This window comes from Achromobacter sp. SIMBA_011, assembly GCF_046535435.1.
Classification (GTDB): Bacteria; Pseudomonadota; Gammaproteobacteria; order Burkholderiales; family Burkholderiaceae_B; genus Achromobacter; species Achromobacter dolens.
In genome coordinates, this window is record NZ_JAWRWN010000001.1 from 464,349 (window position 1) to 491,194 (window position 26,846).

28 protein-coding genes are annotated in these 26,846 nt (G+C 65.9%); 20 read left to right on the forward strand and 8 right to left on the reverse strand.

Features of this window, described 5'->3' with window-relative positions; genetic code table 11:
* The first annotated feature begins 3 nt into the window (after nucleotides 1–3).
* The 10 genes from rpmD (at nucleotide 4) to rplQ (ending at nucleotide 5,595) form a co-directional block, all read left to right on the forward strand.
* Nucleotides 4–189 (forward strand): 50S ribosomal protein L30, encoded by a 186-nt coding sequence (gene rpmD / locus SB816_RS02165; protein ID WP_006216520.1) that lies wholly within the window; start codon nucleotides 4–6, stop codon nucleotides 187–189.
* Nucleotides 190–198: 9 nt separating this feature from the next.
* Entirely contained in the window at nucleotides 199–639 is a 441-nt protein-coding gene (gene rplO, locus SB816_RS02170) for a 50S ribosomal protein L15 (RefSeq protein ID WP_020925824.1), read from the forward strand.
* A 14-nt stretch (nucleotides 640–653) separates the two neighbouring features.
* A complete protein-coding gene (gene secY / locus SB816_RS02175) occupies nucleotides 654–1,979 on the forward strand; it encodes a preprotein translocase subunit SecY (RefSeq protein ID WP_006389630.1) in 1,326 nt (441 codons plus the stop codon).
* A gap of 7 nt (nucleotides 1,980–1,986) precedes the next feature.
* Entirely contained in the window at nucleotides 1,987–2,205 is a 219-nt protein-coding gene (infA, locus tag SB816_RS02180) for a translation initiation factor IF-1 (RefSeq protein ID WP_003806927.1), read from the forward strand.
* A gap of 34 nt (nucleotides 2,206–2,239) precedes the next feature.
* Nucleotides 2,240–2,353, forward strand: a complete 114-nt coding sequence (gene rpmJ, locus SB816_RS02185; RefSeq protein WP_003806928.1) for a 50S ribosomal protein L36 — start codon at nucleotides 2,240–2,242, stop codon at nucleotides 2,351–2,353.
* Between the two features lie 43 nt (nucleotides 2,354–2,396).
* Nucleotides 2,397–2,762, forward strand: coding sequence for a 30S ribosomal protein S13 (gene rpsM / locus SB816_RS02190; RefSeq protein WP_006389632.1), 366 nt, complete (start codon nucleotides 2,397–2,399; stop codon nucleotides 2,760–2,762).
* 15 nt (nucleotides 2,763–2,777) lie between these two features.
* Nucleotides 2,778–3,179 carry a 30S ribosomal protein S11 gene (gene rpsK / locus SB816_RS02195; protein WP_006216516.1) on the forward strand — a complete coding sequence of 134 codons (402 nt, stop codon included), beginning with the start codon at nucleotides 2,778–2,780 and terminating at the stop codon, nucleotides 3,177–3,179.
* Nucleotides 3,180–3,190: 11 nt separating this feature from the next.
* Nucleotides 3,191–3,814 (forward strand): 30S ribosomal protein S4, encoded by a 624-nt coding sequence (gene rpsD, locus SB816_RS02200; RefSeq protein WP_006389633.1) that lies wholly within the window; start codon nucleotides 3,191–3,193, stop codon nucleotides 3,812–3,814.
* Between the two features lie 213 nt (nucleotides 3,815–4,027).
* Entirely contained in the window at nucleotides 4,028–5,014 is a 987-nt protein-coding gene (locus tag SB816_RS02205; protein WP_006216514.1) for a DNA-directed RNA polymerase subunit alpha, read from the forward strand.
* Between the two features lie 188 nt (nucleotides 5,015–5,202).
* Nucleotides 5,203–5,595, forward strand: a complete 393-nt coding sequence (rplQ, locus tag SB816_RS02210) for a 50S ribosomal protein L17 (protein ID WP_006389635.1) — start codon at nucleotides 5,203–5,205, stop codon at nucleotides 5,593–5,595.
* A gap of 101 nt (nucleotides 5,596–5,696) precedes the next feature.
* Here rplQ and SB816_RS02215 read toward each other — a convergent pair whose 3' ends face one another.
* Nucleotides 5,697–6,134 (reverse strand): HIT family protein, encoded by a 438-nt coding sequence (locus SB816_RS02215; protein ID WP_049077232.1) that lies wholly within the window; start codon nucleotides 6,132–6,134, stop codon nucleotides 5,697–5,699.
* 119 nt (nucleotides 6,135–6,253) lie between these two features.
* On the opposite strand from SB816_RS02215, the gene cutA reads away from it, so the two are divergent.
* The 3 genes from cutA to SB816_RS02230 all read left to right on the forward strand — a co-directional run bounded on the left by cutA (nucleotide 6,254) and on the right by SB816_RS02230 (nucleotide 9,470).
* A complete protein-coding gene (cutA, locus tag SB816_RS02220; protein ID WP_054500245.1) occupies nucleotides 6,254–6,601 on the forward strand; it encodes a divalent-cation tolerance protein CutA in 348 nt (115 codons plus the stop codon).
* Between the two features lie 32 nt (nucleotides 6,602–6,633).
* Nucleotides 6,634–8,475, forward strand: a complete 1,842-nt coding sequence (gene dsbD, locus SB816_RS02225) for a protein-disulfide reductase DsbD (RefSeq protein ID WP_410546460.1) — start codon at nucleotides 6,634–6,636, stop codon at nucleotides 8,473–8,475.
* Nucleotides 8,476–8,606: 131 nt separating this feature from the next.
* The gene (locus SB816_RS02230) at nucleotides 8,607–9,470 is read left to right on the forward strand and encodes a DMT family transporter (protein ID WP_054419633.1); all 864 of its coding nucleotides are present in this window, start codon (nucleotides 8,607–8,609) and stop codon (nucleotides 9,468–9,470) included.
* A gap of 126 nt (nucleotides 9,471–9,596) precedes the next feature.
* Here the strand turns inward: SB816_RS02230 and hemB are convergent, their stop codons facing one another.
* A complete protein-coding gene (gene hemB / locus SB816_RS02235; protein WP_049077224.1) occupies nucleotides 9,597–10,613 on the reverse strand; it encodes a porphobilinogen synthase in 1,017 nt (338 codons plus the stop codon).
* Nucleotides 10,610–11,233 carry a ribosome biogenesis GTP-binding protein YihA/YsxC gene (gene yihA / locus SB816_RS02240; protein ID WP_049077223.1) on the reverse strand — a complete coding sequence of 208 codons (624 nt, stop codon included), beginning with the start codon at nucleotides 11,231–11,233 and terminating at the stop codon, nucleotides 10,610–10,612. Before yihA ends, hemB begins: the two co-directional genes overlap by 4 nt.
* 255 nt (nucleotides 11,234–11,488) lie before the next feature.
* On the opposite strand from yihA, the gene SB816_RS02245 reads away from it, so the two are divergent.
* The 3 genes from SB816_RS02245 (at nucleotide 11,489) to ccsB (ending at nucleotide 15,741) form a co-directional block, all read left to right on the forward strand.
* Nucleotides 11,489–12,190 (forward strand): c-type cytochrome, encoded by a 702-nt coding sequence (locus SB816_RS02245; RefSeq protein ID WP_100503279.1) that lies wholly within the window; start codon nucleotides 11,489–11,491, stop codon nucleotides 12,188–12,190.
* A gap of 117 nt (nucleotides 12,191–12,307) precedes the next feature.
* Nucleotides 12,308–14,386 carry a cytochrome c biogenesis protein ResB gene (locus tag SB816_RS02250; RefSeq protein ID WP_054500248.1) on the forward strand — a complete coding sequence of 693 codons (2,079 nt, stop codon included), beginning with the start codon at nucleotides 12,308–12,310 and terminating at the stop codon, nucleotides 14,384–14,386.
* A gap of 8 nt (nucleotides 14,387–14,394) precedes the next feature.
* Nucleotides 14,395–15,741, forward strand: a complete 1,347-nt coding sequence (gene ccsB / locus SB816_RS02255; protein ID WP_006392019.1) for a c-type cytochrome biogenesis protein CcsB — start codon at nucleotides 14,395–14,397, stop codon at nucleotides 15,739–15,741.
* A gap of 63 nt (nucleotides 15,742–15,804) precedes the next feature.
* Here ccsB and lysA read toward each other — a convergent pair whose 3' ends face one another.
* Together lysA and lptM are read right to left on the reverse strand one after the other, a co-directional pair.
* The gene (gene lysA, locus SB816_RS02260) at nucleotides 15,805–17,097 is read right to left on the reverse strand and encodes a diaminopimelate decarboxylase (protein WP_410546461.1); all 1,293 of its coding nucleotides are present in this window, start codon (nucleotides 17,095–17,097) and stop codon (nucleotides 15,805–15,807) included.
* On the reverse strand, nucleotides 17,094–17,366 hold the full coding sequence (lptM, locus tag SB816_RS02265) for an LPS translocon maturation chaperone LptM (protein WP_367648733.1): 273 nt from the start codon (nucleotides 17,364–17,366) through the stop codon (nucleotides 17,094–17,096). Before lptM ends, lysA begins: the two co-directional genes overlap by 4 nt.
* On the opposite strand from lptM, the gene cyaY reads away from it, so the two are divergent.
* Nucleotides 17,317–17,646: an iron donor protein CyaY gene (gene cyaY / locus SB816_RS02270; protein ID WP_049077214.1), complete on the forward strand. Its 330-nt coding sequence runs from the start codon at nucleotides 17,317–17,319 to the stop codon at nucleotides 17,644–17,646. The genes lptM and cyaY overlap by 50 nt on opposite strands.
* Nucleotides 17,647–17,693: 47 nt before the next feature.
* On the opposite strand, the gene SB816_RS02275 is transcribed toward cyaY, so the two are convergent.
* On the reverse strand, nucleotides 17,694–20,141 hold the full coding sequence (locus tag SB816_RS02275; RefSeq protein ID WP_049077212.1) for a penicillin-binding protein 1A: 2,448 nt from the start codon (nucleotides 20,139–20,141) through the stop codon (nucleotides 17,694–17,696).
* 115 nt (nucleotides 20,142–20,256) lie between these two features.
* Between SB816_RS02275 and SB816_RS02280 the strand changes: the two genes are divergently transcribed.
* The 3 genes from SB816_RS02280 to SB816_RS02290 are packed head-to-tail and all read left to right on the forward strand — an operon-like array spanning nucleotide 20,257 to nucleotide 23,125.
* On the forward strand, nucleotides 20,257–20,898 hold the full coding sequence (locus SB816_RS02280) for a shikimate kinase (protein WP_054500250.1): 642 nt from the start codon (nucleotides 20,257–20,259) through the stop codon (nucleotides 20,896–20,898).
* A complete protein-coding gene (gene aroB / locus SB816_RS02285) occupies nucleotides 20,895–21,971 on the forward strand; it encodes a 3-dehydroquinate synthase (protein ID WP_054500251.1) in 1,077 nt (358 codons plus the stop codon). Before SB816_RS02280 ends, aroB begins: the two co-directional genes overlap by 4 nt.
* Nucleotides 21,972–21,997: 26 nt before the next feature.
* The gene (locus SB816_RS02290; RefSeq protein ID WP_175167940.1) at nucleotides 21,998–23,125 is read left to right on the forward strand and encodes a deoxyguanosinetriphosphate triphosphohydrolase; all 1,128 of its coding nucleotides are present in this window, start codon (nucleotides 21,998–22,000) and stop codon (nucleotides 23,123–23,125) included.
* Nucleotides 23,126–23,210: 85 nt separating this feature from the next.
* Here the strand turns inward: SB816_RS02290 and SB816_RS02295 are convergent, their stop codons facing one another.
* Together SB816_RS02295 and uvrA are read right to left on the reverse strand one after the other, a co-directional pair.
* The gene (locus SB816_RS02295) at nucleotides 23,211–23,873 is read right to left on the reverse strand and encodes a glutathione S-transferase family protein (protein WP_049077207.1); all 663 of its coding nucleotides are present in this window, start codon (nucleotides 23,871–23,873) and stop codon (nucleotides 23,211–23,213) included.
* A 42-nt stretch (nucleotides 23,874–23,915) separates the two neighbouring features.
* Nucleotides 23,916–26,771, reverse strand: a complete 2,856-nt coding sequence (gene uvrA, locus SB816_RS02300) for an excinuclease ABC subunit UvrA (protein ID WP_410546462.1) — start codon at nucleotides 26,769–26,771, stop codon at nucleotides 23,916–23,918.
* Nucleotides 26,772–26,846 lie beyond the last annotated feature (75 nt).

The following is a 26,846-nucleotide window of genomic DNA, read 5'->3' on the forward strand; positions in this document are numbered from 1 at the left end:
ATCATGGCTCAGAAGCAGATCAAAGTGACCCTCGTGCGCTCCGTGATCGGTACCAAGCAATCGCACCGTGACACGGTTCGCGGTCTGGGCTTGGGCCGTATCAACAGCAGCCGCGTGCTGGTCGATACGCCCGAGGTGCGTGGGATGATCCGTAAGGTGGATTATCTCGTTTCCGTCTCGGAAGCCTAAGGAATCACCATGTCGGATATGCAACTTAATACGCTGAAGCCCGCCGAGGGCAGCAAGCACGCCAAGCGCCGCGTCGGCCGTGGCATCGGTTCGGGTCTGGGTAAGACCGCCGGCCGTGGTCACAAGGGTCAGAAGTCGCGTTCGGGCGGTTTCCATAAGGTTGGCTTCGAAGGCGGTCAAATGCCGCTGCAGCGTCGCCTGCCCAAGCGTGGTTTCACCCCGCTGGGTCAGCACCTGTACGCCGAAGTCCGTCTGTCGGACCTGCAAGCCGTGCCCGTCGACGAAATCGACGTGCAAGTGCTGAAGGCGGCTGGCGTGATTGGCCAGGCGGTTCGTTACGCCAAGGTCATCAAGTCGGGTGAACTCTCGCGCAAGGTCGTGCTCAAGGGCATTACCGCGACGGCTGGCGCTCGCGCCGCCATCGAAGCCGCGGGCGGCTCGCTTGCTTGATCACGAGGTGACGAGTGGCTAACGCGCAGGCATTGGGTAAAACCGGAACGCGGTACGGCGACCTCAAGCGCCGCCTCGTGTTCCTGGTGCTCGCCCTGGTGGTTTACCGTTTGGGTACACACATCCCCGTTCCGGGTATCAACCCGGACGCGCTGGCGGACTTGTTCCGCCAGAACCAGGGCGGGATCCTGGGCCTGTTCAACATGTTCTCGGGCGGGGCGCTCTCGCGCTTCTCGATTTTTGCCCTGGGGATCATGCCGTACATTTCGGCATCCATCATCATGCAGTTGATGTCGGTGGTGGTGCCGTCGCTGGAAGCGCTCAAGAAAGAGGGCGAGGCCGGCCGTCGGAAGATTACCCAATACACCCGCTACGGCACGGTCGTGCTGGCGCTGGTGCAGGCAGTGGGCATTTCGGTTGCGCTTGAGTCCCAGCAGGGACTTGTGATCGATCCGGGCATGCTGTTTCGCTTCACGACCGTCGTGACCCTGGTCACCGGCACCATGTTCGTCATGTGGCTGGGTGAGCAGATCACGGAACGCGGTCTCGGCAACGGGATTTCCATCCTGATCTTCGCAGGTATCGTTGCGGGCCTGCCCGCGGCGCTGGCTGCACTGTTGGACCTGGTCCGCACCAACGCGATGTCCGTGCTGTCGGCACTGTTCATCGTGGCCCTGGTGGTGCTGGTTACCGCTTTTGTGGTGTTCGTGGAACGCGGACAGCGCAAGATCACGGTGAACTACGCCAAGCGTCAGGTCGGCAACAAGGTCTACGGTGGTCAAAGCTCGCACCTGCCGCTGAAGCTGAACATGGCCGGGGTGATTCCGCCGATCTTCGCGTCGTCGATCATCCTGTTCCCGGCCACGATCACGAGCTGGTTCTCCAGCAGTGAGAACATGCGCTGGCTTAGCGACCTGGCTGCGGCCCTGTCGCCTCGTCAACCGCTCTACATCACGCTGTATTCGGTCGCGATTATTTTCTTCTGCTTTTTCTACACGGCTCTGGTGTTCAACAGCCGCGAAACGGCGGACAACCTGAAGAAGAGTGGTGCGTTTGTTCCGGGCATCCGTCCGGGCGAACAGACGGCCCGCTACATCGACAAGATCCTGATGCGTCTGACGCTCGCAGGTGCCATCTACATCACGTTGGTGTGCCTGTTGCCGGAATTCCTGGTGATGCGGTGGAACGTCCCCTTCTACTTCGGTGGTACGTCTCTGTTGATTATTGTGGTGGTGACGATGGATTTCATGGCGCAGGTCCAGGCCTACATGATGTCTCACCAGTACGACTCGTTGCTCAAGAAGGCTAACTTCAAGGGCGCGGGTTTGCCGATGCGGTAAGCAAAAGATGTCCAAGGACGACGTCATTCAGATGCAAGGCGAGGTTCTTGAGAACCTCCCGAACGCGACATTTCGCGTCAAGCTCGAAAACGGCCACGTGGTGTTGGGCCATATTTCCGGCAAGATGCGTATGCATTACATCCGGATCCTGCCGGGTGACAAGGTCACAGTGGAGCTCACGCCCTATGATCTGACGCGAGCCAGGATTGTTTTCCGCTCCAAGTGAGCGAAACCGGATTACGGAAAATTAGGAGTCAACCATGAAAGTAATGGCATCGGTTAAGCGGATCTGCCGCAACTGCAAAGTTATCAAACGTCACGGCGTGGTGCGCGTTATCTGCACCGACCCGCGTCACAAGCAGCGTCAAGGCTAACTCGGGTTAGCGACTACGCAACGGATTTATTCAAGGAACAGTCATGGCCCGTATTGCTGGCATTAACATTCCGCCGCATCAGCACGCCGAGATCGGCCTGACCGCCATTTTTGGCATCGGTCGTACGCGCGCTCGCAAGATCTGCGAAGCGGCTAACGTCCCGTTTGACAAAAAGGTCAAGGATCTGAGCGACGCTGAACTGGAACGCGTCCGCGAACACGTTGGTGTGTTCACGGTCGAAGGTGACCTGCGTCGTGAAGTGCAGCTCTCGATCAAGCGTTTGATCGACCTGGGAACCTACCGCGGCATGCGCCACAAGCGCGGCCTGCCCGTGCGCGGCCAGCGCACTCGCACCAACGCCCGCACCCGCAAGGGCCCGCGTCGTGCTGCTGCGTCCCTGAAGAAATAATCGAGGAACTGGATTATGGCGAAAGCTTCCACCAGCGGCGCTTCGCGCGTGCGCAAAAAGGTCAAGAAGAACGTCTCGGACGGCATCGCGCACGTTCACGCTTCGTTCAACAACACCATCATCACCATCACCGACCGTCAGGGCAACGCTTTGTCGTGGGCCACGTCGGGCGGTGCTGGCTTCAAGGGTTCGCGTAAGTCGACCCCGTTCGCCGCGCAGGTCGCCGCTGAAACGGCCGGCCGTGTCGCGCTGGAATACGGCATCAAGACGCTGGAAGTGCGTATCAAGGGCCCCGGCCCCGGCCGTGAATCGTCGGTCCGCGCCCTGAACGCGCTGGGCATCAAGATCTCGTCCATCGCCGACATCACGCCCGTTCCGCACAACGGCTGCCGTCCGCCGAAGCGTCGTCGTATCTAAAGGGAATCCACATGGCACGTTATATTGGACCCAAATGCAAGCTCTCGCGCCGCGAGGGTACTGACCTGTTCCTGAAGAGCGCCCGCCGCTCGCTGGATTCCAAGTGCAAGCTGGATTCCAAGCCTGGCCAACACGGCCGCACTTCGGGTGCCCGCACTTCCGACTACGGCCTGCAGCTGCGCGAAAAGCAAAAGCTCAAGCGCATGTACGGCGTGCTGGAAAAGCAATTCCGCAAGTACTTCGCTGAAGCCGAGCGTCGCCGTGGCAACACCGGCGAAACGCTGATCCAGCTGCTGGAATCGCGCCTGGACAACGTCGTCTACCGCATGGGCTTCGGCTCGACCCGCGCCGAAGCTCGCCAGCTGGTGAGCCACCGCGCCATCGAACTGAACGGCCACACCGCCGACATCGCTTCGATGCTGGTCAAGGCTGGCGACGTCATCTCGATCCGCGAAAAGGCCAAGAAGCAAGGCCGTATCAAGGAATCGCTCGACCTGGCCACCAGCATCGGCATCCCCCAGTGGGTGGAAGTCGACACGACCAAGCTGACCGGCACGTTCAAGTCGGCTCCCGATCGCGCTGACGTCGCTCGCGACATCAACGAATCGATGGTCGTCGAACTGTACTCGCGTTAATCACGCCTGCCGGCGCCTCCTTCGCAAGGTGCTGGCACGCTGGTTTCGCGACCGGTTTGCAAGTCTCGCAGCAGCCCGCTTTCCGCCTTTTGGCGGGGCGGGCTTTGCGGTAAGTATCGGGCGGCTTTTTGCGCTGCCCGCGTTTCACGTTTCAACCTGTCCATCAGCCTTATCGGTGTAACGAGCCGAGGGTATTGAAAAGGAACACAGTACATGTCCACTCAAGGTTTCCTGAAGCCGCGCTCCATTGAAGTCGAACCGGTCGGCACCCACCATGCCAAGATCGTGATGGAGCCGTTCGAGCGCGGCTACGGCCATACGCTGGGCAACGCCCTGCGCCGCATCCTGCTGTCTTCGATGACCGGCTACGCGCCGACCGAAGTCCAGATGACGGGCGTGGTGCACGAATACTCGACCATCCCGGGCGTTCGCGAAGATGTCGTCGACATCCTGCTGAACCTGAAGGGCGTGGTCTTCAAGCTGCACAACCGTGACGAAGTCACCCTGGTCCTGCGCAAGACCGGCGCCGGCACCGTGCTGGCCAGCGACATCGAGCTGCCGCACGACGTCGAGATCATCAACCCCGGCCACGCCATCTGCAACCTGACGGACGCGGGCAAGCTGGAAATGCAGATCAAGGTCGAGAAGGGCCGCGGCTACGTGCCGGGCAACGTGCGCGCGCTGTCGGAAGACCGCACCCACACCATCGGCCGCATCGTTCTGGACGCCTCGTTCAGCCCGGTCCGCCGCGTCAGCTACGCGGTTGAAAGCGCCCGTGTGGAACAGCGCACCGACCTGGACAAGCTGGTCCTGGACATCGAAACCAACGGCGTCATCTCGCCCGAGGAAGCGGTGCGCCAGTCGGCTCGCATCCTGATGGACCAGATCTCGGTCTTCGCCGCCCTGGAAGGCGCCGGCGATTCGTACGAAGCCCCGGTCCGCGGCACGCCGCAGATCGACCCGGTGCTGCTGCGTCCGGTCGACGACCTGGAACTGACCGTGCGTTCGGCCAACTGCCTGAAGGCCGAAAACATCTACTACATCGGCGACCTGATCCAGCGTACCGAGAACGAACTGCTCAAGACCCCGAACCTGGGTCGCAAGTCGCTCAACGAGATCAAGGAAGTCCTGGCTGCACGCGGCCTGACGCTGGGCATGAAGCTCGAAAACTGGCCCCCGCTGGGCCTGGAGCGTCCGTAAGTCTTGCAAGGGTGGCGCCCCTCTCGCAGGGGCGTTTCCCGCGGCGCCCGGCTTCACCGCCGGGCGGTTTGCGAAACCGTCGTAAAATGCACCGTTTTCCACCGGACCGCGGCCTGGTTGCAGGTCGATAGAAGAGCCGGATAACCCGATGGCGGAAACGCCTTCATTAGATTCAAAGGATACTTATCATGCGTCACGGTAATGGCTTGCGTAAGCTCAACCGCACCAGCAGTCACCGTCTTGCCATGTTCCGCAACATGGCCGTTTCGTTGATCACCCACGAAGCCATCAAGACCACGCTGCCCAAGGCGAAAGAACTGCGCCGCGTCATCGAACCCCTGATCACGCTGGGTAAAGAACCCACCCTCGCGAACAAGCGTCTGGCTTTTGCCCGTCTGCGCGATCGCGATGCCGTGGTGAAGCTGTTCGCCGAAATCGGCCCGCGCTACGCGGCCCGCAACGGCGGCTACACCCGCGTGCTGAAGATGGGTTTCCGTCAAGGCGACAACGCGCCCATGGCTTTCATGGAGCTGGTCGACCGTCCGGAAGTCGATGAGGCCGCTGAGGACAGCGCCGAATAAGTTTCGGTGTCTAGATAAGCGACAAGGGCGGGTCTTCGGACCCGCCCTTGTTTTTTGCGCGGCGCTTGCGGGCCGTCCAGGCAGCGCAGGCGCGCCGATCGTTATGAGGCGTACAGCTCCCCCCGCAATTGCGCGGCGGTGGCCGCCAGGGCCTCCTGGGGCGCCTGCGGCGGCATGCGGAACGTCAGGTCCTGCTGCTCGATGTACTGGGTCGAGGTGACGTCCTGTGGATGATGCATCGGGATCACGTGCGCATGGGTATGCGCGACGTGGATGCCGGTGAAGGCGAAGCCGACGCGGTCCACCCCGTATAGCCGCTTCATGTGGCGGCCGAGCTTCTGCCCCAGGTTGACGATGTGGCCGGCCAGGTCGGCGGGCATGTCCTCGTAGTAGGGATAGTGCTGCTTGGGAATGATGAGCGTGTGGCCGGGGCGCACCGGCTGGATGTCCAGGAAGGCCATCAGGCGGTCGTCTTCGTGGATGATGTGGGCCGGGATCTCGTGGCGGGCGATGCGGCAGAACAGGCAGTTATCGGACATGCTTGCCTCGGAGGGGATGGGTGCGCGGTGGCCGCGGGTCTGATTGTCGGCGGACGCGGGCGGCGATACCGATAAAATACCCCGAGTTACATCCCACACGGGTATTCCCAGGAGGCTCCATGTTGCGCGATGACGACGTCGTGCTGGTCATCAGCAATGCGCCGGACCTGTTGCTGGCCAAGCGCATCGCTCACGTGCTGGTCGAGGATGGCCTGGCCGCCTGCGTGAACCTTGGGGCGCCGGGCCTGTCCATCTACCAGTGGCAAGGCGAGGTGGAGGGGGCCGAGGAAATCCCCATCCACATCAAGACCACCTACGCGCGCCACAAGGCCGTGGTCCAGGCCCTGGCGCAGATGCATCCCTACGACGTGCCCGAAATCATCGTGCTGCCGGTCATCGGCGGCGCCGCGCCCTATCTCGACTGGGTGCGCCAGCAGACGGCCATCGTGCAGAACAAGAGAGACTGATGTTGCAACCCGCGGTCCGAACCGGCGCACCGATGCGTGCCTTTTTCCCCAAGTTGCTGGCGCTGCTGGCCATGGCCATGCTGTGGCTGGCCTGGAACGCGCCGGCGCGCGCCGAGGCCGAATTCCTCGAACCCGAAAAGGCCTTCGTCTTCAGCGCGGCGATGGCCACGCCAGATACCGTCGAGCTGCGTTTCCGCGTGGCGCCAGGCTACTACATGTACCGCGAGCGCTTCGGCATCAGCATCAGTCCGCTGGGCGCGGCCACGCTGGGCGAGCCGGTCTACCCCAAGGGCGACGTCAAATACGACCCGACCTTCGAGAAGGACATGGAGGTCTATCACCAGGACGTGCTGATCCGCGTGCCGGTGACGCCAGGCGGCCAGCCGTTCACGCTGACGCTGACCGGCCAGGGCTGCGCCGATGCCGGCCTGTGCTATCCGCCGATGGACAGCAGCGTGAAGCTGACGCCGGTGGCGGGCGGCTACGCGCTGGCGGGCAGCGGCGGCGCCTCGGCCGCGCCAGTGGCCTCGGGCGGTGGCCTGAGCGCGCTGGTGAATGCGGGCGACACCGGCCTGGCCGATGCCCTGGGCGGGCTGGGCTGGATCAAGACGGCCGGCGTGTTCCTGGTGCTGGGCCTGCTGCTGGCGTTCACGCCCTGCGTGCTGCCCATGATTCCCATCCTGTCCTCGATCGTGCTGGGCGGCGCCAGTCAGGAACGCCCGACGCGCGGCCGAGGCCTGGCGCTGGCGGCAACCTACGTGCTGGGCATGTCGGTGGTCTACACCGCGCTGGGCGTGGCCGCCGGCCTGAGCGGCGCGGGCCTGGCCGCGTGGCTGCAGACGCCGTGGATCCTGACCCTGTTCGCGATCCTGCTGGCGGTGCTGGCGCTGGCGATGTTCGATGCCTTCACCTTCCAGATGCCGTCCGGCATCCAGGCGCGGCTGGCCGAGCGCTCGTCGCGCATTCCAGGCGGCCGTTACACCGGCGCGTTGCTGATGGGCGCGTTGTCGGCGCTGATCGTCGGGCCGTGCGTGGCCGCGCCGCTGGCCGGCGCGTTGCTGTACATCTCGCAGACCGGCGACGTGGTGCTGGGCGGCGCGGCCCTGTTCGCGATGGCGTGGGGCATGGGCGTGCCGCTGCTGATTGTCGGCGCCTCGTCGGGCGCGCTGCTGCCCAAGGCCGGGCCGTGGATGGATGGCGTCAAGCGGCTGTTCGGCATGCTGCTGCTGGCGACGGCTTGGTGGATGCTGATTCCGGTGGTGCCGACCTGGGTGCAGATGACGGGCTGGGCCCTCCTGGCGATCGTCGGCGCGGTGATGCTGCGCGCGTTCGACGCGTTGCCGGCGGGCGCCGGCTCGGCGCGGATGTTCGGCAAGGGCATCGGCCTGCTGCTGGCCCTGGCCGCCGCCGCGTGGCTGATTGGCGCGGCCAGCGGCGGCCGCGACGTGCTGCAGCCGCTGTCGCATTTTGCCTCCGGCGGCCCGGCGGCCTCGGGCGCCGCCGCGCATGCTGGCGAGGTGCAGTTCAAGCGCGTGCGCAATAACGCCGAGCTGGACGCGCTGCTGGCCGCGAGCACGCAGCCGGTGATGCTGGACTTCTACGCCGACTGGTGCGTATCGTGCCGCGAGATGGAGCGCTTCACCTTCACCGATCCGGGCGTGGCGCAACGCATGGCCGGCATGCTGCTGGTGCAGGCCGACGTGACCGCCAACAATGCCGACGATCGGGCGTTGCTCAAGCGTTTCCGCCTGTTCGGCCCGCCGGGCATCATGTTCTTCGAACCCGGCGGCAAGGAATTGCCGGACGCGCGCGTGGTGGGCTTCCAGGACGCCAAGCGCTTCACCGAGTCACTGGACCGCGTGCTATTGCGTTGAGCGGTGGCCGGCCGCTACCATGAGGGTTCGCGCCGCGTGGGCGGCGCATCCAACCCCTCAGGCCGGCGCCCGTGACGTCTCCGACAGTCGATGCAAGCCAGGACCGCACCGGTCTGATCTATCTGCAATTGATGTTCGTGATGGCCACCTGGGGCCTGAACATCGTCTCCATCAAGTATCTGACGCAGCACATGGATATCCGCGCCCTGGCGGCCTTGCGGATCGCCGTGGCGTTCGTCGCCGTCACCCTTATCGTCAAGGCGCGGCGCGGCCGCATTCCGAAGCTGGGACGCGTGGAACTGGCCTGGGTGGCGCTGGCGGGCTTCCTGGTGGTGTATGCGCACCAGACCGCGCTGGTGTACGGGCTGCAGTTCTCGTCGGCCGCCAATGGCACGCTGCTGATGGCCACCAGCCCCTTGCTGTCGGCGTTGCTGGCGGCCCTGTTCTATCGCGAGCGGCTGACGTGGCTGCGGATCGCCGGCGCGTTGCTGGGCCTGGCCGGCGTGGCGATGGTGGTGGTGGGCAGCGGCGCGCGGTTGGGGCTGACCGGCTGGGGCGACGCCATCGTGTTCCTGGCGGTGGCGGTGTTCGTGTTCGGCGGGCTGGTGATCCAGCGCATCTCGCGCACGCTCGATCCGCTGGCGATGCTCTGGTACATGTACCTGGCCGGCGGCCTGATGCTGATGGCGCATGCGGCCATGACGCCCTCGTCGTATGACGCGGACAACTGGAGCATGACGTGGTGGCCGTGGCTGGTGCTGCTGTTCTCGGCGGTGATCGCCTCGGGCGTCAGCAACATCCTGTGGAACGCGGGCATTGCCAGGCTGGGGATCAGCCGCGCGGCGCTGTTCGTGAACTGGCTGCCGATCTTCGGCCTGCTGTTCGCCGCGCTGTTCCTGGACGAGCACGTCACGCTGGTGCACGTGGCGGGGCTGGCCTGCATTCTCAGTGGCACCTGGCTGGGCCTGCGCCGCGGCGCGCCGGCGTCGCGTTGAAACCGCGGCGGGCCGCAAGGGCCCGCCGGTAGTTGGCGTTGCATGGGCGCGTTTCGTGTGCGCGTTTCATGCCGAGGCGCGCGGATGACGAGCGGGGCAGGGCCGAGCAGGCCCCGCCAGCCGGGATCAGCGCTGCTGCTTGAGCAGCCGCGCCGCTTCGATCGCGAAGTACGTCAGGATGCCGTCGGCGCCAGCGCGCTTGAACGCCAGCAGCGCTTCCATCATGACCTTGTCGTGGTCCAGCCAGCCGTTGGCCGAGGCCGCCTTGATCATCGCGTATTCACCGCTCACCTGGTAGGCGAAGGTCGGCACGCGGAAGGTGTCCTTGACGCGGCGCAGCACGTCGAGGTACGGCATGCCGGGCTTGACCATGACCATGTCGGCGCCTTCCTGCAGGTCGGCCGCGACTTCGCGCAGCGCTTCGTCCAGGTTGCCCGGGTCCATCTGGTAGGCCATCTTGTTGGACTTGCCCAGGTTGGTGGCCGAGCCCACGGCGTCGCGGAACGGGCCGTAGAAGGCGCTGGCGTACTTGGCCGAGTAGGCCATGATCTGGGTGTGGATGTAGCCGTTGGCCTCCAGCGCGCGGCGCACGGCGCCGATGCGGCCGTCCATCATGTCGCTGGGGGCGACCATGTCGACGCCGGCCGCGGCCTGTGTCAGGGCCTGCTTGACGAGGATCTCGACGGTGGGCTCGTTCACGACGTAGCCGTTTTCATCGATGACGCCGTCCTGGCCGTGGCTGGTGTACGGGTCCAGCGCCACGTCGCACAGCACGCCCAGGTCGGGGAATTGTTTTTTCAGTTCGCGCACCACGCGCGGGATCAGGCCGTCGGGGTTGGTGGCTTCGATGCCGTCGGGCGTCTTGAGCGCCGGGTCGATGGCGGGAAACAGCGATAGCACCGGGATGCCCAGCGCCACGCATTCCTCGGCCACCGGCAGCAACGTATCCAGCGAATAGCGCACCACGCCCGGCAGCGACGGCACGGCCTGTTTCAGCCCGCTGCCCTCGGCCACGAAGACCGGATAGATCAGGTCGTTGACGGTGAGGGCGTTCTCGCGCACCAGGCGGCGGGTGTAGTCGTCGCGGCGCAGGCGGCGGGGGCGGGAAACCGGGAAGTCGGGGGTGATGATCTGCGGGTTCATGGTACGACCTTGGGAGAAATCCAGTTTTCTATGTGCGCGCCAGCTTCTTCCAGGCCGATGCGCTCCGGCGCCGAGAAGGGGATGGTGTGCAGGGCGCCGATGTCCGCCAGGTCTTTGCGCACCGAGAACACGGTGCGCACGCGCTGGCCGTAGGGCAGCTTGTCGGCTTTGGTGAGCAGCGCCAGCACCGGGCGTCCGGTGGGGGCGATGAAATTGGCCAGGCGGCGGTCCAGTTCGGTGACGCCGCGGCGGATGTCGATGAGCAGCACGATGCCGGCCAGCGATTCGCGGTCGCGCAGGTAGCCGCCCAGGATGTCGGCCCATTTTTCCTTTTCGTCGCGGGCCACGGAGGCATAGCCGTAGCCGGGCAGGTCGACGAGGTAGCCGATGTGGCCTTCGGGGTTCAACGGGTCGGGCAGGCCGAACATGTTGATCAGGCGCGTGCGGCCCGGCGTCTTGCTGGAGAAGGCAAGGCGGCGCTGGTTGCACAGCACGTTGATGGCCGTGGACTTGCCGGCGTTGGAGCGGCCGACGAAGCAAACCTCGGGCGCGTCAGGAGGCGGCAACTGGTCGAGGCGAGCGGCCGACGTAAGGAAAGAGGCGCGATGTAGGAGGGACACGGATGGCTTTGGCTACAGTTGGTTTCGAGCCCTATTGTATAATCCGGCGTTTGCAACAGTGGTCCCCGTGCGCGGAGCCGTCTCTTTTGCTTACCGTTGAGGGCATTTCGTACCCGCCGGTCATCCGGCTTCGAAGGTACTGCCGCCTTTGACGCGCAGGCAAACGGGCAAATCAGGTTCGATACGGTTTTCCAGATGTGCGGGCAGGCGTGGGCGCCTTTTTGCGCCTTGATCGATGTGATCGTCGAGGTCTTCATGAAGCGTGTGCTGTCCCGGATGTTGGTTGCGAGCGGGCTGTTGCTCGGCGCCTCCGCCTTTTCTACTACGAGCTTCGCCGCTGACGGCGCCGCGGGCCCGGCCAAGCCGGATGCCGCCAAGGGCGGGCAGTTGTTTGACCAGGGCGATGCCTCGCGCGGCATCATCGCCTGTGCGTCCTGTCATGGCGCGGCGGGTAACAGCACCATCCCGGTGAATCCCAACCTGGCCGCGCAACCCCACGAATACCTGGTCAAGCAGTTGACCGACTTCCAGGTCAAGCAGGGCGCCAAGCTGCCTGTGCGCAATGGCCCCGGCGGCAATCCGACCCCCATGACCGCCATGGCGCAGAACCTGACGCCGGCCGACATGCAGAACATTGCGCTGTACCTGGCGCAGCAGCCGCTGAAAGAACCCGCCACGGCCGGCCAGGAGAAGTTGGTTGACCTGGGTCAAAAGATCTGGCGCGGCGGTTTGCCCGAGCGCAATGTTCCGGCTTGTGCCGCATGCCATTCTGCCAATGGCGCGGGCATTCCGGGCCAGTACCCCCGCCTGTCGGGCCAGTTCCCCTTGTACATCGAAGAGCAGCTCAAGCTGTTCCGCAGCGGCGATCGCGCCAACGACGTGATGCACGCCGTGGCCGACCGGATGTCGGATGCCGACATCAAGGCCGTGGCGGACTACGCGGCTGGCCTGCGGTAGCCGTACGCCGGCACGCGCGCGGCTGGTCCGCGTTCACGCAACCTGGCATGGCGGAACCTGATTCCGTCATGCGCTGTCTACGAGGGGGGTAGCCGATCGCGCGGCCCCCCTTTTTTCATGAATTCGACTCAGACACACTCCCGTCCCTCCCTGCGCAGCCTGCCCCGCGATCTGTTTGAATTGCTGGGCTCGATGCGTTTCGCCGTCAGCCTGCTGATGTTCATCTGCGTGGCGAGCCTGGTGGGGACGGTCCTGCAGCAAAACCGCTCGTCCAACAACTACATCGACCAGTTCGGGCCGTTCTGGTTCGAGGTGTTCGACAAGTTCTCGATCTGGCACGTCTACAACAGCTGGTGGTTCCTGCTGATCATGGCGTTCCTGGTCATTTCGACGTCCGTCTGCCTGATCCGCAACGCGCCCAAGATGCTGCGCGACGCGCGTTCGTTCCGCGAGCACGTGCGCGGCGGCAGCCTGCGGGCCTTTCCGCACCGGGTCGAGACCGAGGCGCCCACCGACGTGCCGCGGACCGCGGCCGGCCTGACGGCGCTGCTCAAGCGCATGGGCTATGCGGTGCGCGAGCGCCAGGACAGCACGGGCGTGCTGCTGGCGGCCAAGAAGGGCAGCGCCAACCGGCTGGGTTACGTGTTCGCCCACGCCGCCATGGTCATCATCTGTATCGGCGGCCTGCTCGACAGCGAGCTGCCGGTGCGCCTGCAGGTCATGTTTGGCGGCAAGAAACCCATTGTCGAGAACATGCTGATTTCCGAGGTGCCGGAGAGCGGCCGCCTGTCGGTCAACAACCCCAGTTTCCGCGCCAGCGTGCTGGTGCCGGAGAACGGCCAGGCCAGCACCGCGGTCGTGATGGTGGGCGACGGCGCGCTGGTGCAGCCGATGCCGTTCACGCTGAAGCTCAAGAAATTCATCGTCGATTACTACTCGACCGGCATGCCCAGCCGCTTCGCCAGCGAAGTCGAAGTGACCGATCCGGATACCGGCAAGCGTTTCGATTCGACCATCGAGGTGAACGAGCCGCTGCGCTTCAAGGGCATGACGGTGTACCAGTCCAGCTTCGATGATGGCGGCAGCACGGTGGTGCTCAAAGGCTACCCGCTGGTGGGCGCCGACAGCGCCACGTTCAATGTTGACGGCACCGTGGGCAAGACTTCCGAAGTAAGCGCTAACACTGCGCGTGGCCCGCGCAGCATGGGCGTGGAAATCACGGCGCTGCGTCCGATCAACGTCGAGGACCTGACCCGCGGCGATCCCAAGGGCGGCAACCAGAGCTTCGCCGAGCATGTGGCCTCCGTGTCCGGCAGCGCCGCCGGCAAGAAGAACGAAAACCTGCGCAACGTGGGTCCCAGCGTCGAATACAAGCTGATCGACGATGCGGGCCAGGCCCACGAGTTCCAGAACTACATGCTGCCGGTGCAACTGGATGGCGCCAGCGTGTTCCTGGCCGGCGTGCGCAACAATGCCTCCGAACCGTTCCGCTATCTGCGCATCCCGGCCGATGACGACAGTTCCGTGGCCGAGTTCATGCGGCTGCGCGCGACGCTGGCCGATCCCGCCGCGCGACAGGAGGCGGCCCGTCGCTTCGCCGAGCGCAACAGCCCCAGCGGCGCCGACCGCCAGCCGCTGCAGACGGCGGCCGAGCGCGCCCTGGAAACCTATGCCTCCGGCGGCCTGCAGGCCGTGGCCGCGTTCCTGCAGGCCAACACGCCGGCCGCCGACCTGGAGCGCGCCGCGGACGTGGTGATCCGCCTGATCGGCGCCAGCATGAACGAACTGCGGGCGGTCGAACGCGAACGCGCCGGCTTGCCGCCCGTGCCCACAGAAGGCCCCGAGGCCGAGCGTGCCGCGCTCTGGTCGCGCCTGGCGGTGGCGGCCCTGTCCGACCTGACGGTTTATCCGGCGCCGGTCTTCTTCTCCCTGGCCGATTTCAACCACGTGCAGGCCAGCGTGTTCCAGGTCAGCCGCACGCCGGGCAAGAATACGGTCTACCTGGGCAGCCTGTTGCTGGTCCTGGGGGTGTTTTCGATGTTCTATATTCGGGATCGTCGCGTCTGGATCTGGATCAAGCCGCAGGAAGGCGGCAGCGGCATCCTGGCGGCGATGACGTCGCAGAAGCGTACACTCGACTTCAACCAGGAGTTCGATCGCTTCAAGCAGGCGCTGCTGCGCCAGAAAGGGTCTTAAGGTTTCCTATGTCCACGACCACCACCACGCATTCCCCCACGCCCGACAACCTCTGGCAGGACAGCCTGTCCGAGACCGGTGACAGCCGCGCGCAGCGCGGCCGGCCGGACTGGACGGACATCGTGTTCTTCCTGCTGCTGGCGGCGGGCGCCGGTTTCGCGCTGACGCGTTTCAGCGGCGCCATGGACTACTACGAGAAGATCATCCTGTGCGGCACCGTGCCGGTGCTGGCCTGGATGGGCTGGCTGTGGCGGCCCCTGCGCCGCCTGATGGTGGCCTGTGCGATCGCGGCCGGCCTGGCGCTGATGCTCTACGGCAACGATCTGGCGCGGGCCGAACAGGTGTTCTTCCTGAAATACCTGTTCTCGTCGCAGTCGGCCATCCTGTGGATGAGCGCGTTGTTCGCGCTGGCCATGGTCTGCTACTGGATCGGTTTCTTCAGCCCGACCGCGGCCTGGCTGGGCACGGCCCTGACCTGGGGCGCGGTGTTCGCGGGCGTCACCGGCCTGCTGGTGCGCTGGCGCGAGGGCCACCTGATGGGCCCCGACCTGGGCCACATCCCGGTCAGCAACCTGTACGAAGTGTTCGTGCTGTTCGCGCTGATCACGGCGTTGTTCTATCTGTACTACGAACGCAAGTACGCCACGCGTGCGCTGGGCGGCTTCGTGCTGCTGGTGGTGACCTCGGCGGTGGTGTTCCTGCTGTGGTATTCGTTCACGCGCGATGCCGGGCAGATCCAGCCGCTGGTGCCGGCGCTCAAGAGCTGGTGGATGAAGCTGCACGTGCCGGCCAACTTCATCGGCTACGGCACCTTCTCGCTGGCGGCGATGGTCGGCTTCGCCTACCTGGTCAAGCAGCACGGCCAGACCTCGTCGTGGCTCAAGCTGGCGCCGCTGTTCGTGCTGGGCGTGCTGCTGTGCGCCGAGCCGATGGTGTTCCGCACCGACGGCCTGTCGGCCACCTGGATGCTGTATTTCGGCATCGGCGCCGTGATCGTCGGCGCCATCCTGCTGGGCCGGCGCCGCATCGCCGCCGCGCTGCCGCCGCTGGAGGTGCTGGACGACATCATGTACCGCGCCATCGCCATCGGCTTCGCCTTCTTCACCGTGGCGACCATCCTGGGCGCGCTGTGGGCCGCGGACGCCTGGGGCGCCTACTGGCAGTGGGACCCCAAGGAAACCTGGGCGCTGATCGTCTGGCTGAACTACGCGGCCTGGCTGCACATGCGGTTGATCAAGGGCCTGCGCGGCACGATGGCGGCCTATTGGGCGCTGACGGGCCTGCTGATCACCGGCTTCGCCTTCCTGGGCGTGAACATGTTCCTGTCGGGCCTGCATTCCTACGGCCAGCTCTGATCTGGCGCACGGCAAAAGGCCCCGCTTCGACGGGGCCTTTTTCATTGGAAAGCCAGGGCGCGTTCAGGGCAGCGTCGACTCGCCGCGCAGCAGGTCGTCCAGCATTTCGCGCTGGCGCACCACGTGATAGCGGTCGCCGTCGACCATGACCTCGGCCGCGCGTGGGCGGGTGTTGTAGTTGCCGGCCATGGTCATGCCGTAGGCGCCCGCCGATTCCAGCGCCAGCACGTCGCCTTGTTCCAGCGCCAGCGCGCGCTGCCGGGCCAGCCAGTCGGCGCTTTCGCAGACCGGGCCGACGATGTCGTATTCGAGCGTGTCGCCCGCGCGCGGTCGCAGCGGCCGCAGGCCGTGCCAGGCGTCGTACAGCGCCGGACGCATCAGGTCGTTCATGGCGGCGTCGACGATGGCGAAGTTGCGCGCCTCGCCGTGCTTCAGGTACTGGACGGCGGTCAGCAGCACGCCGGCGTTGCCGACCAGCGACCGGCCGGGTTCGAGCACCAGCCGCAAATGGCCGTGGCCCCGCGCCTGCAGGCGCTGAAACACATGATCCAGCAGGGCCTTGGGCGAGGGCGGCACTTCGTCGCGGTAGCGGATGCCCAGGCCGCCGCCCAGGTCCAGGTGTGACAGGCGGATGCCGATGCCGTCCAGGTCGGCGACCAGGTCGAGCAGCTTTTCCAGCGCGTCGAAGTAGGGACTGATGTCGGTCAGTTGCGAGCCGATGTGGCAGTCCAGGCCGGTGATCTCGAGACCAGGCAGCAGGCGGGCGCTGCGGTAGGCGTCCAGCGCCGCCCCGATGGGGATGCCGAACTTGTTTTCCTTGAGGCCGGTGGAAATATAGGGATGGGTCTGCGCGTCGACATCCGGGTTGACGCGCAGCGCCACCCGAGCGCGTTGCCCGGTTTCCTGGGCAACGTCGGACAGCCGCTGCAATTCGGCTTCGGATTCGACGTTGAAGCACATGACGCCGGCGGCCAGCGCCGCGCGCATTTCCCAGGCCTGCTTGCCAACGCCGGAAAAGACGATGCGGGCGGGATCGGCGCCCACGGCCAGGGCCCGTTTCAATTCACCGCCGGAGACGATGTCGAAGCCCGCGCCGAGACGGGCGAATTCCTTGAGGACGGCCAGGTTGGAATTGGCCTTCATGCCGTAGCAGACCTGCACGGGGCGCTGCCCAACGGCGCTGCGGTAGGTTTCCCAGGCGGCCTTGAGCGCCGCGCGGGAGTAGACATAGAGCGGCGTTCCCAGTCTTTCGGCCAGATGGTCCAGCGGCACGTCTTCGGCGTACAGCACGTTATTGCGGTACTGGAAGTACGGATGCCCGGCCAGTTCGGGCGGAACCGGGAACGCGGCGGTCATGGCAGGGAGGGCGCGGATGGTATCTGCGGCACCTGGGGCGTGGTTTGTCGCTGTCCGGGGGGCGGCGGCTTGCCGTCAGGCGTGGGCATGTACAACGGACCCTTGTAGCCACAGGCCGCAACCATGCCGGTCGCCAACAGCGTGGCTACAATGCGAAGAGACATGCGGCTGAATGCCAATTGGAACACTGGGAACTCCGTAATTCTTGCAGGCTCGATTATGACCGAATCCGAATTTCTTGCGTTGATCGACCAGGTGCTGAACAGCATCGAAAGCCAGGCCGATGACTGGGCGGCTTCGCTCGACGTCGACGTCGAAACCAGCCGCAGCGGCAATGTGCTGACGATGGTGTTCGAAGACAATACCCACGTGGTGGTGAACAGCCAGGCCGCCATGCAGGAACTGTGGGTGGCCGCACGCAGCGGCGGCTTCCACTACCGCTACGACGGCCAGCACTGGAACGATACCCGAGGCGGCCCGAATCTGCCCGACGCGCTATCGCAGATCTGTTCCGCCGCGGCGGGCGTGCCCGTCACGATCCGCTTGTAGCGTCCCGCAAAAAAAGGCCGGCGATTCGCCGGCCTTTTTCATTCCATTCAGAACGGGATCTTCTGCGACCACGGCTGGGCGCTTTGCGTGCCCACGCCAGGCGCCACCTTGATGCGGTTGTCCTCGCCGCTGTCGCTGTTCAGGCCGTTCAGGAACTCGCCCAGCGTATCCGCCTGCGGTAGGCCCAGGCGGGCCACCGCCTGTCCGGGCGGGAATTCCGAGAAGTAGTACTCGCCGTTCTCGACGATGATGCCGTCGGGACGGGGGCGCGGCTTTTCTTCCGGCACGCCCTTGAGCACGTCCTGCATGTAGTCGACCCAGATCGGCATGGCCACGCCGCCGCCGGTTTCGCGCGAACCCAGCGACTTGGGCTGGTCGAAGCCGAGCCAGGCGGTGGCCACCAGCGACGGCGTGTAGCCCGAGAACCAGGCGTCCACGGATTCGTTGGTGGTGCCGGTCTTGCCAGCGATGTCGTTGCGCTTGAGCAGCACGCGGGCGCGGGCAGCGGTGCCGTAGGTGGCCACGCCGCGCAGCACGTCGTCCATGATCCAGGCGGTGCGCGGGTCGATGGCGCGGGCCGCGGCGTCGCCGGCCACGGTGGGCTTGGCCTGCATCACGATCTTGCCGCTGCTGTCGGTGACGCGGTCGATCAGGTAGGGCGTGACGCGATAGCCGCCGTTGGCGAACACCGAGAACGCGCCGGCCAGTTGCAGCGGGGTCACCGAGCCGGCGCCCAGCGCCAGCGGCAGCACCGCGGGCTGGCGCGCCTTGTCGAAACCGAAGCGGGTCAGGTAGTCCTGCGCGTACTGCGGACCGATGGCCTGCAGGATGCGGATCGAGACCATGTTCTTGGACTTGTACAGGCCCTGGCGCAGCGTCAGCATGGGCTCGTACTGGTTGCCGTAGTTCTTCGGGTTCCAGGCCTTGGAGCCGGTCTGCGCCGCGGTCAGCTCGAACGGCTGGTCGGAGATCTGCGTGGCCGGCGTCAGGCCGCGCTCGAGCGAGGCGGCGTAGATGAACGGCTTGATGTTCGAGCCGGGCTGGCGCCAGGCCTGCGTCACGCGGTTGAAGTTGCCGCGGTAGAAGTCGAAGCCGCCGACCATGGCGCGGATCGCGCCGTCCTGCGGCGACAGCGCCACGAACGCCGCCTGCACCGACGGCAGGTTGATGATTTCCCAGTTGTCGCCCAGCTTGCGGATGTAGACCACCGAGCCGCGCTTGATGCGCTGCTCGGGCTTGGCCTTGTCGTTGAGCGCGCGCGCCACCACGCCCAGCACCTTCTTGTCGGTGACGGTGATGATCTCGCGCGAGCTGCGCGCCAGCTTCACTTCGGTGGGGCTGGCCGACAGCACCAGCGCGGTCAGCAGGTCGCCGCTGTCGCTGAACTTGTCGAACACGCCGTCCAGGAATTCGTCCAGGGCCTGCGGGTTGTTTTCGGTGCCCGGGGGCAGGTCGAGCTGTTCCTCGGGGCCGGGGTAGGGCGCGCGGCGGGTGTATTCCAGCACGCCTTCGCGCACGGCGCGGTAGGCCGCTTCCTGGTCCTTGGACTGGACCGTGGTGTAGATGTTGATGCCGCGCGAATAGACGTTGTCCTGGTACACGTTGAACAGCAGTTGGCGCGCCAGTTCGGCCACGTATTCGCCATGGATGCTGTAGCCGCCGGCCGGCGTGCCTTCGGCCGACTTCATGACGATCTGCTGCGCCATCGCCGTCTTGTATTCAGGCTCGGTCAGGTAGCCGAGCGACAGCATGCGGCCCAGCACGTAGCGCTGGCGCAGCTCGGCGCGGGGGCGGTTGGAGATCGGGTTGAAGCGCGACGGGGCCTTGGGGATGCCCGCCAGCATGGCGGCTTCGGCCGGGGTCACTTCCGACAGCGGCTTGCCGAAGTAGGTGCGCGAGGCGGCCGCAAAGCCGTAGGCGCGGTGACCCAGGTAGATCTGGTTCATGTAGAGCTCGAGGATCTGGTCCTTGGTGAGCTCCGATTCGATCTTGAACGTCAGCAGCAGTTCGTAGAACTTGCGCGAGTACGTCTTTTCCGACGACAGGTAGAAGTTGCGCGCCACCTGCATGGTGATGGTGCTGGCCCCCTGCGTCTTGGACATGTTGATCAGGTTGGTCAGGCCGGCGCGCACCACGCCGGTCCAGTCGATCCCGCCGTGCTGGTAGAAGCGGTCGTCTTCGGCCGCCAGCACCGCGGACTTCATCACGTCCGGGATTTCATTGAAGCGCAGCACGTTGCGGCGTTCTTCGCCGAATTCGCCGATGAGCACCTTGTCCGCCGTGTAGACGCGCAGCGGCACCCGCGGGCGGTAGTCCGTCATGGCGTTCAGGTCCGGCAGGTTGGGCCAGGCCAGCGCCAGCGCCATGCCCGCCAGCAGCACGCCGCACAGGAACAGGCCGGCGAAGAAAATGCCGGTCTTGACGAAAAAACGCAATATCGGGGAACCGTTATTGGCGGGCTTGTCTTTTTTGGAGGAATTCTGCGGCTTGCTCATCGCGGCGATTTTACGGGTATCTCCGGTCCCGCCTCAGTGTGGCGGATCGGTTTCTGTAACAAGATAGTTCAGTGTGGCGCGCGGGCAACTTGGCGGCAGATGTGATAATGCCGTCATGAACTTTTCCGCTCACTCATGTCCGGAGGCTGCCCCGGACCTGGCGCCCTCCGGCGAGGCGCCCGAAAACCAGCCCTGCGCCTCGGAGTGCCTGGGCAAGGCCGTGTCGTTGCCGCACGACCTGCCCATCTTCCTGGTGGGGATGATGGGAGCGGGCAAGACGACCATCGGCCGTGGCCTGGCGCGTGCCCTGGGGCGCGATTTTATCGATCTGGACCATGAGCTCGAGGCGCGTTGCGGCGTACGGGTGCCGGTAATCTTCGAAATCGAGGGTGAGGCCGGTTTCCGTCGCCGGGAATCCGCCGCCCTGGAAGAGTGTACCCAACGGCGCAACATAATTCTCGCCACCGGTGGCGGCGCCATCCTGGCCGCCGAAAACCGGGCGCGCCTGCGCGAGCGGGGTATCGTGGTCTATTTGAGGGCCAGTGTGGACGAATTGTTCCGCCGCACCTGCCGCGATCGCAACCGGCCGCTGCTGGCCACCGCCGATCCGCGCGGCACGCTGCGCGACCTGATGACCCTGCGCGAGCCCCTCTACAAGGAAGTCGCCGACCTGGTGGTGGAAACCGGCTCCATGCCCATCCACACCCTGGTCAAGGCGCTCCTGCCGCAATTACAAGCCTTCGAGAAGCAGATATGAACGTTGTTGAGGTCGACACCCCGGGCGGACAGTACCCTATCCGCATCGCGCCGGGGCGCCTGGATGCCCTGGACGAAAGCATCCCCGCCGACGCCACCGCCATCGCGGTGGTGACCAACCCGACCGTGGCGGCGCTGTATGGCGAACGCGCCGAAGCCGCCCTGGCGCGCACCGGCAAGCGGGTGCTGCGCATCGAGCTGCCCGACGGCGAGTCGTACAAGGACTGGCAGTCCCTGAACCTGATCTTCGACGCGCTGCTGGGCAATCGCCTGGACCGCCGCTGCGTGCTGGTGGCGCTGGGCGGCGGCGTGATCGGCGACATGACCGGCTTCGCCGCCGCGGTGTACATGCGCGGTGTGCGTTTCGTGCAGGTGCCCACGACCCTGCTGGCCCAGGTCGATTCGTCGGTCGGCGGCAAGACGGCCGTGAACCATCCGCTCGGCAAGAACATGATCGGCGCGTTCTACCAGCCGCTGGCGGTCGAGATCGACACCGCCGTGCTGGCCACGCTGCCGGCGCGCGAAGTGTCGGCCGGCCTGGCCGAAGTCATCAAGTACGGCCTGATCCTGGATCCGGAATTCTGGACCTGGTGCGAACAGAATGCGCAGAAATTGCGCAGCCTGGACCCGCAGGCCATCGCCTACGCCATCCGCCGCTCGTGCGAACTGAAGGCGCAGGTGGTGGGCAAGGACGAACGCGAATCCGGCCTGCGCGCCATCCTGAACCTGGGCCACACCTTCGGCCACGCCATCGAGGCGGGCCTGGGCTATGGCGCCTGGTTGCACGGCGAGGCGGTCGGCTGCGGCATGGTGCAGGCGGCGGAACTGTCCGCGGACGTGGCAGGCTTCCCCCGCGCCGACGTGGCCCGCGTGCGCGCCTTGGTCGAGGCCATCGGCTGTCCCGCGGTTGCGCCCGACCTGGGAGCCGATCGCTGGCTCGACCTGATGCAGGTCGACAAGAAGACCGAGGGCGGCGAGATCCGCTACGTGCTCATGACCCGCATCGGCGAAGCGATGATGCGGGCGGCGCCGGCCGATGCCGTGCGCGCCGTACTGGCCCGAACCACTCAATAAAGAATGCTGGAGAGACGGTGTCGCAGATGAAAGAACTGGCTTCCTATGCATCCGACCCGTCCCGATCGCGCGGCCGGGCCTATGCCGAACCCGCACCGGAAAACCGTACGGAATTCCAGCGCGATCGCGACCGCATCATCCATTCCGGCGCGTTCCGGCGGCTGGAGTACAAGACCCAGGTCTTCGTGAACCACGAAGGCGATCTGTTCCGCACGCGCCTGACGCACAGCCTGGAAGTGGCGCAGATCGCGCGAACCCTGGCGCGCAGCCTCGGGCTGTCGGAAGACCTGACCGAAGCCATTTCGCTCGCGCACGATCTGGGCCACACGCCGTTCGGTCACGCCGGCCAGGACGAACTCAATGCCTGCATGCGTGAGCTGGCGCCCGAGGCCGGCGGCTTCGAGCACAACCTGCAGAGCCTGCGGGTGGTCGACGAGCTCGAAGAGCGCTATGCCGATTTCAACGGCCTGAACCTGTGCTTCGAGACCCGCGAGGGCATCCTCAAGCATTGCTCGGCGGCCCATGCGCGGCAACTGGGCGCCGTGGGCGAACGTTTCCTGGCGCGCACCCAGCCGTCGCTGGAGGCGCAGATCGCCAACCTGGCCGACGAAGTGGCCTACAACAACCACGACATCGACGACGGCCTGCGCTCGGGACTGATCACACTGGAGCAATTGCAGGGCGTGTCCATCTTCCAGCGTCATCATGCCGAGGTGCTGGCGCGTTATCCCGAACTGGCGTCGCGCCGCGCGGTGGCCGAGACCATCCGCCGCATGATAAATACGCTGATCGGCGACCTGACGCGCACGTCGCTGGCGCGCATCCGCGAGGTGGCGCCAGCCTGCGCCGACGACGTGCGCCGCGCGCCGCCGCTGGCTGGATTTTCGGACGACATTCGGCGCGAAGCCGACGAACTCAAGAAGTTCCTGTTCGACAATCTCTACCGACACTACCGCGTGTTGCGCATGACCACCAAGGCGCGGCGCATCGTGCGCGAACTGTTCGCGGCGTTCCTGGACGATCCGCGCCTGTTGCCGCCGGACTATCGGCGCGCCGCCTTCAACGACCAGGCCCGCGCCATCGCCGACTACATCGCCGGCATGACCGACCGCTACGCCATCCGCGAGCACCGGCGCCTGTTCGACATGAGCTAGGCGCCGACGCCAGGCGGCGTTCAGGCTGATGTGTCCTGGGCGGTACCCGCGCCGGGTTCAGGTGGCGAGACGCGGCCCTGCGGCATCAACGATGCTTGCGGTAGGGCTCGTCGGCCTCGACGAAGGTGGCTTCGGCGCGCGCGTCGCGCATCCATTCCTGCATCGCCGGCAGCGCCAGCACCGCGTCCATGTAGTCGCGCACCGGGCCGGCCGCGGCGATGCCGTAGGTGACGAAGCGCGACACCACGGGGGCAAAGAACGCATCGGCGATCGAGAAGGCGCCGAACAGGAACGGGCCGCCCTGGCCGAATTCCGCGCGCGTGTCCTGCCAGATGGCGTGCATGCGCGAAATCTCCTGGCGCGCGGCCTCGGGGATGTCGATGCCAGGCAGGTGCGCCTCGATGTTCATCGGCAGCGCCTGGCGCAGCGCGCCGAAGCCGCTGTGCATCTGCGCCGCCAGCGAACGGGCGCGGGCCCGGGCGCGGGCGTCCTGCGGCCACAGGCGGGCCTCGGGATGCTGTTCAGCCACGTATTCGCAGATCGCCAGCGAGTCCCAGACCGCCAGGTCGCCATCCAGCAGCACCGGCACCAGTCCGGCGGGCGTGAGCGTTTCCAGGTGGCGGGCGAACGCCTCGGTGAACAGGCCAAGCTTCTGTTCGGTGAAAGCGACGCCGGTGGCGCGCAGCGCGAGCCATGGCCGCAGCGACCACGACGAGTAGTTCTTGTTGCCGATGATCAAGGTGTACATGCCGATTCCCCTTAGTGACAGGCCCTGATTGCGCCGCGCCGTTCAGCCGCCGGGCGTGCGGCGCAGCAGTTTGCCGAGATAGTGTCCGGTGTGGCTTTCCGGCGCCGCCGCCACGTCTTCCGGCGTGCCTTGCGCCACGACCCGGCCGCCGCCGTCGCCGCCTTCGGGGCCCATGTCGACGAGCCAGTCCGCGGTCTTGATGACGTCCAGGTTGTGCTCGATGATGAGCACGGTGTTGCCGCTGTCCACCAACTGGTTGAGCACCTGCAGCAGCAGTTCGATGTCGCGGAAATGCAGGCCGGTGGTGGGCTCGTCCAGAATGTACAGCGTGCGGCCGGTGCTGCGGCGCGACAGTTCCTGCGACAGCTTCACGCGCTGCGCTTCGCCGCCCGACAGCGTGGTGGCGCTCTGGCCCAGCCGGATGTACGACAGGCCGACATCGATCAGCGTGTGCAGCTTGCGCGCGATCGCCGGCACCGATTCGAAATACTCCAGCGCCTGCTCGACGGTCAGGTCCAGCACTTCGCTGATGTTGCGGCCGCGGTAGCGGATCTCGAGCGTTTCGCGGTTGTAGCGCTTGCCGTGGCAGACGTCGCAGGGCACGTACATGTCGGGCAGGAAGTGCATCTCGACCTTGACCACGCCGTCGCCCTGGCAGGCCTCGCAGCGGCCGCCCTTGACGTTGAAGCTGAAGCGGCCGGGATCGTAGCCGCGGGTGCGGGCCTCGGGCACGCCCGCGAACAGTTCGCGGATCGGGGTGAACAGGCCGGTGTAGGTGGCCGGGTTGCTGCGCGGCGTACGGCCGATCGGGCTCTGGTCGACGCTGATGATCTTGTCGAAGTTCTCCAGGCCCTGCATCGCGGTGTAGGGGGCGGGTTCGCTCTGGGCGTGATGCAGTTGGCGCGACACCGCCACCGCCAGCGTGTCGTTGACCAGGGTCGACTTGCCCGAACCGGACACGCCGGTGACGCAGATCAGGCGGCCGGCAGGCAGGCGCAGGTCGACGTTCTTGAGGTTGTTGCCGGTGGCGCCGGTGAGGGTCAGCCAGGGCAGATCGTCCGTGACGGGGCGGCGCTGCGGGATGGCGATGGCGCGTTGGCCGCTCAGGTACTGGCCGGTGAGCGAATTCGGGTCGCGCTGCACGGTCTCGGGATCGCCCTGCGCCACCACTTCGCCGCCGTGCTCGCCCGCGCCCGGGCCCATGTCCACGACCCAGTCGGCCATGCGGATCATGTCCTCGTCGTGCTCGACCACGATGACGCTGTTGCCCAGGTCGCGCAGGTGCTGCAGCGTGCCGATGAGGCGATCGTTGTCGCGCTGGTGCAGGCCGATGGAGGGCTCGTCCAGCACGTACATCACGCCGGTCAGGCCCGAGCCGATCTGGCTGGCCAGGCGGATGCGCTGGGCCTCGCCGCCGGAGATGGTGTCGGCGCTGCGGTCCAGCGACAGGTAGTTCAGGCCGACGTTGTTCAGGAAGCTCAGGCGCGCCTCGATCTCGCGCACGATGCGCTGCGCGATCTCCTGCTTGGATCCGGTCAGGGTGAGGTCGCGGAACCACGCCAGGCAGGTCGAAAGCGGCATCGCTTCGACTTCATAGATGGCCTGGCCGTGGCGCTCGCCGCCGCGCGGATCCTGGCCGATCAGCACATTGCGCGCTTCCGGCCGCAGGCGCGATCCGCAGCAGTCGGGGCAGGTCTTGATGTTGCGGTACTTGCCCAATTCCTCGCGCACGGTGGCCGAATCGGTCTCGCGCCAGCGGCGTTCCAGGTTCGGAATCACGCCTTCGAAGGTGTGGCGCTTGACGGTGCTGCGGCCTTTTTCATTCAGGTACAGGAACGAGATTTCCTCGTCGCCCGAGCCGTAAAGCACTTTGTCGCGCAGCGCCTCGGGCAGGTCCTCGAAGGGCGCCTCGATGTCGAATTCGTAGTGCGCCGCCAGGCTGGTCAGCAGCGAATGGGTGAAGGCGTTGCGGCGGTCCCAGCCGCGGATGGCGCCGGCCGCCAGGCTCAGCTCGGGGAAGGCGACCACGCGCTTGGGATCGAAAAACCCCACCTGGCCGATGCCGTCGCAACTGGGGCAGGCGCCCATCGGGTTGTTGAAGCTGAACAGGCGCGGTTCCAGTTCCGGCAGGCTGTGGCTGCACACCGGGCAGGCGTAGCGGCTGGAGAAGACCTGTTCACGGGCGCCGTCCATGTCCAGCGCCAGCGCGCGGCCGTCGGCCAGTTGCAGCGCGGTCTCGAAGCTCTCGGCCAGGCGCTGCTTGCTTTCGGGCTTGATGCGCAGGCGGTCGATGACCACGTCGATGTCGTGCTTCTCGGTTTTCTTCAGCGGCGCCATGCCGTCGATTTCGACCATCTGGCCGTCCACGCGCAGGCGCACGTAGCCCTGTGCCTGCAGGCTGGCGCATTCGTCCTCGAAGCTGCCTTTCTTGCCGCGCGCGATCGGGGCCAGCACCGCCAGCCGGGTGTCGGCCGGCCAGGACAGCACCGCGTCCACCATCTGGCTGACGCTCTGCGCCTGCAGCGGCAGGCCGTGGTCCGGACAATAGGGCGTGCCGACCCGCGCGTACAAGAGGCGCAGGTAGTCGTGGATCTCGGTGATGGTGCCGACCGTGGAGCGGGGGTTGTGGCCCGCCGCCTTCTGCTCGATCGAGATGGCCGGCGACAGGCCCTCGATCAGGTCGACGTCGGGCTTGTCCATCAACTGCAGGAACTGGCGCGCGTAGGCGGACAGGCTTTCGACGTAGCGCCGCTGCCCCTCCGCGTAGAGCGTATCGAATGCCAGCGAGGACTTGCCCGAGCCGGACAGGCCGGTAACCACCACCAGTTTGTGGCGCGGCAGATCCAGCGAGACGTTCTTGAGATTGTGGGTGCGGGCACCCCGAATGCGTATGGTCACGTCTATCGGGCTCTTTTAAGCGGTTGCAAAGGCCAACTTGGTACTATAGCGCGCCGAGTCCCCAGGCCATAGATC

Excerpts from the sequence above, each read along its gene's own strand:
- rpmD (WP_006216520.1), top strand. The coding sequence starts at position 4 with ATGGCTCAGAAGCAGATCAAAGTGACCCTCGTGCGCTCCGTGATCGGT.
- rplO (WP_020925824.1), top strand. The coding sequence starts at position 199 with ATGTCGGATATGCAACTTAATACGCTGAAGCCCGCCGAGGGCAGCAAG.
- infA (WP_003806927.1), top strand. The coding sequence starts at position 1,987 with ATGTCCAAGGACGACGTCATTCAGATGCAAGGCGAGGTTCTTGAGAAC.
- rpmJ (WP_003806928.1), top strand. The coding sequence starts at position 2,240 with ATGAAAGTAATGGCATCGGTTAAGCGGATCTGCCGCAACTGCAAAGTT.
- rpsM (WP_006389632.1), top strand. The coding sequence starts at position 2,397 with ATGGCCCGTATTGCTGGCATTAACATTCCGCCGCATCAGCACGCCGAG.
- rpsK (WP_006216516.1), top strand. The coding sequence starts at position 2,778 with ATGGCGAAAGCTTCCACCAGCGGCGCTTCGCGCGTGCGCAAAAAGGTC.
- rpsD (WP_006389633.1), top strand. The coding sequence starts at position 3,191 with ATGGCACGTTATATTGGACCCAAATGCAAGCTCTCGCGCCGCGAGGGT.
- SB816_RS02205 (WP_006216514.1), top strand. The coding sequence starts at position 4,028 with ATGTCCACTCAAGGTTTCCTGAAGCCGCGCTCCATTGAAGTCGAACCG.
- rplQ (WP_006389635.1), top strand. The coding sequence starts at position 5,203 with ATGCGTCACGGTAATGGCTTGCGTAAGCTCAACCGCACCAGCAGTCAC.
- SB816_RS02215 (WP_049077232.1), bottom strand. The coding sequence starts at position 6,134 with ATGTCCGATAACTGCCTGTTCTGCCGCATCGCCCGCCACGAGATCCCG.
- cutA (WP_054500245.1), top strand. The coding sequence starts at position 6,254 with ATGTTGCGCGATGACGACGTCGTGCTGGTCATCAGCAATGCGCCGGAC.
- dsbD (WP_410546460.1), top strand. The coding sequence starts at position 6,634 with ATGCGTGCCTTTTTCCCCAAGTTGCTGGCGCTGCTGGCCATGGCCATG.
- SB816_RS02230 (WP_054419633.1), top strand. The coding sequence starts at position 8,607 with ATGTTCGTGATGGCCACCTGGGGCCTGAACATCGTCTCCATCAAGTAT.
- hemB (WP_049077224.1), bottom strand. The coding sequence starts at position 10,613 with ATGAACCCGCAGATCATCACCCCCGACTTCCCGGTTTCCCGCCCCCGC.
- SB816_RS02245 (WP_100503279.1), top strand. The coding sequence starts at position 11,489 with ATGAAGCGTGTGCTGTCCCGGATGTTGGTTGCGAGCGGGCTGTTGCTC.
- SB816_RS02250 (WP_054500248.1), top strand. The coding sequence starts at position 12,308 with ATGAATTCGACTCAGACACACTCCCGTCCCTCCCTGCGCAGCCTGCCC.
- ccsB (WP_006392019.1), top strand. The coding sequence starts at position 14,395 with ATGTCCACGACCACCACCACGCATTCCCCCACGCCCGACAACCTCTGG.
- lysA (WP_410546461.1), bottom strand. The coding sequence starts at position 17,097 with ATGACCGCCGCGTTCCCGGTTCCGCCCGAACTGGCCGGGCATCCGTAC.
- cyaY (WP_049077214.1), top strand. The coding sequence starts at position 17,317 with ATGACCGAATCCGAATTTCTTGCGTTGATCGACCAGGTGCTGAACAGC.
- lptM (WP_367648733.1), bottom strand. The coding sequence starts at position 17,366 with ATGCTGTTCAGCACCTGGTCGATCAACGCAAGAAATTCGGATTCGGTC.
- SB816_RS02275 (WP_049077212.1), bottom strand. The coding sequence starts at position 20,141 with ATGAGCAAGCCGCAGAATTCCTCCAAAAAAGACAAGCCCGCCAATAAC.
- SB816_RS02280 (WP_054500250.1), top strand. The coding sequence starts at position 20,257 with ATGAACTTTTCCGCTCACTCATGTCCGGAGGCTGCCCCGGACCTGGCG.
- aroB (WP_054500251.1), top strand. The coding sequence starts at position 20,895 with ATGAACGTTGTTGAGGTCGACACCCCGGGCGGACAGTACCCTATCCGC.
- SB816_RS02290 (WP_175167940.1), top strand. The coding sequence starts at position 21,998 with ATGAAAGAACTGGCTTCCTATGCATCCGACCCGTCCCGATCGCGCGGC.
- SB816_RS02295 (WP_049077207.1), bottom strand. The coding sequence starts at position 23,873 with ATGTACACCTTGATCATCGGCAACAAGAACTACTCGTCGTGGTCGCTG.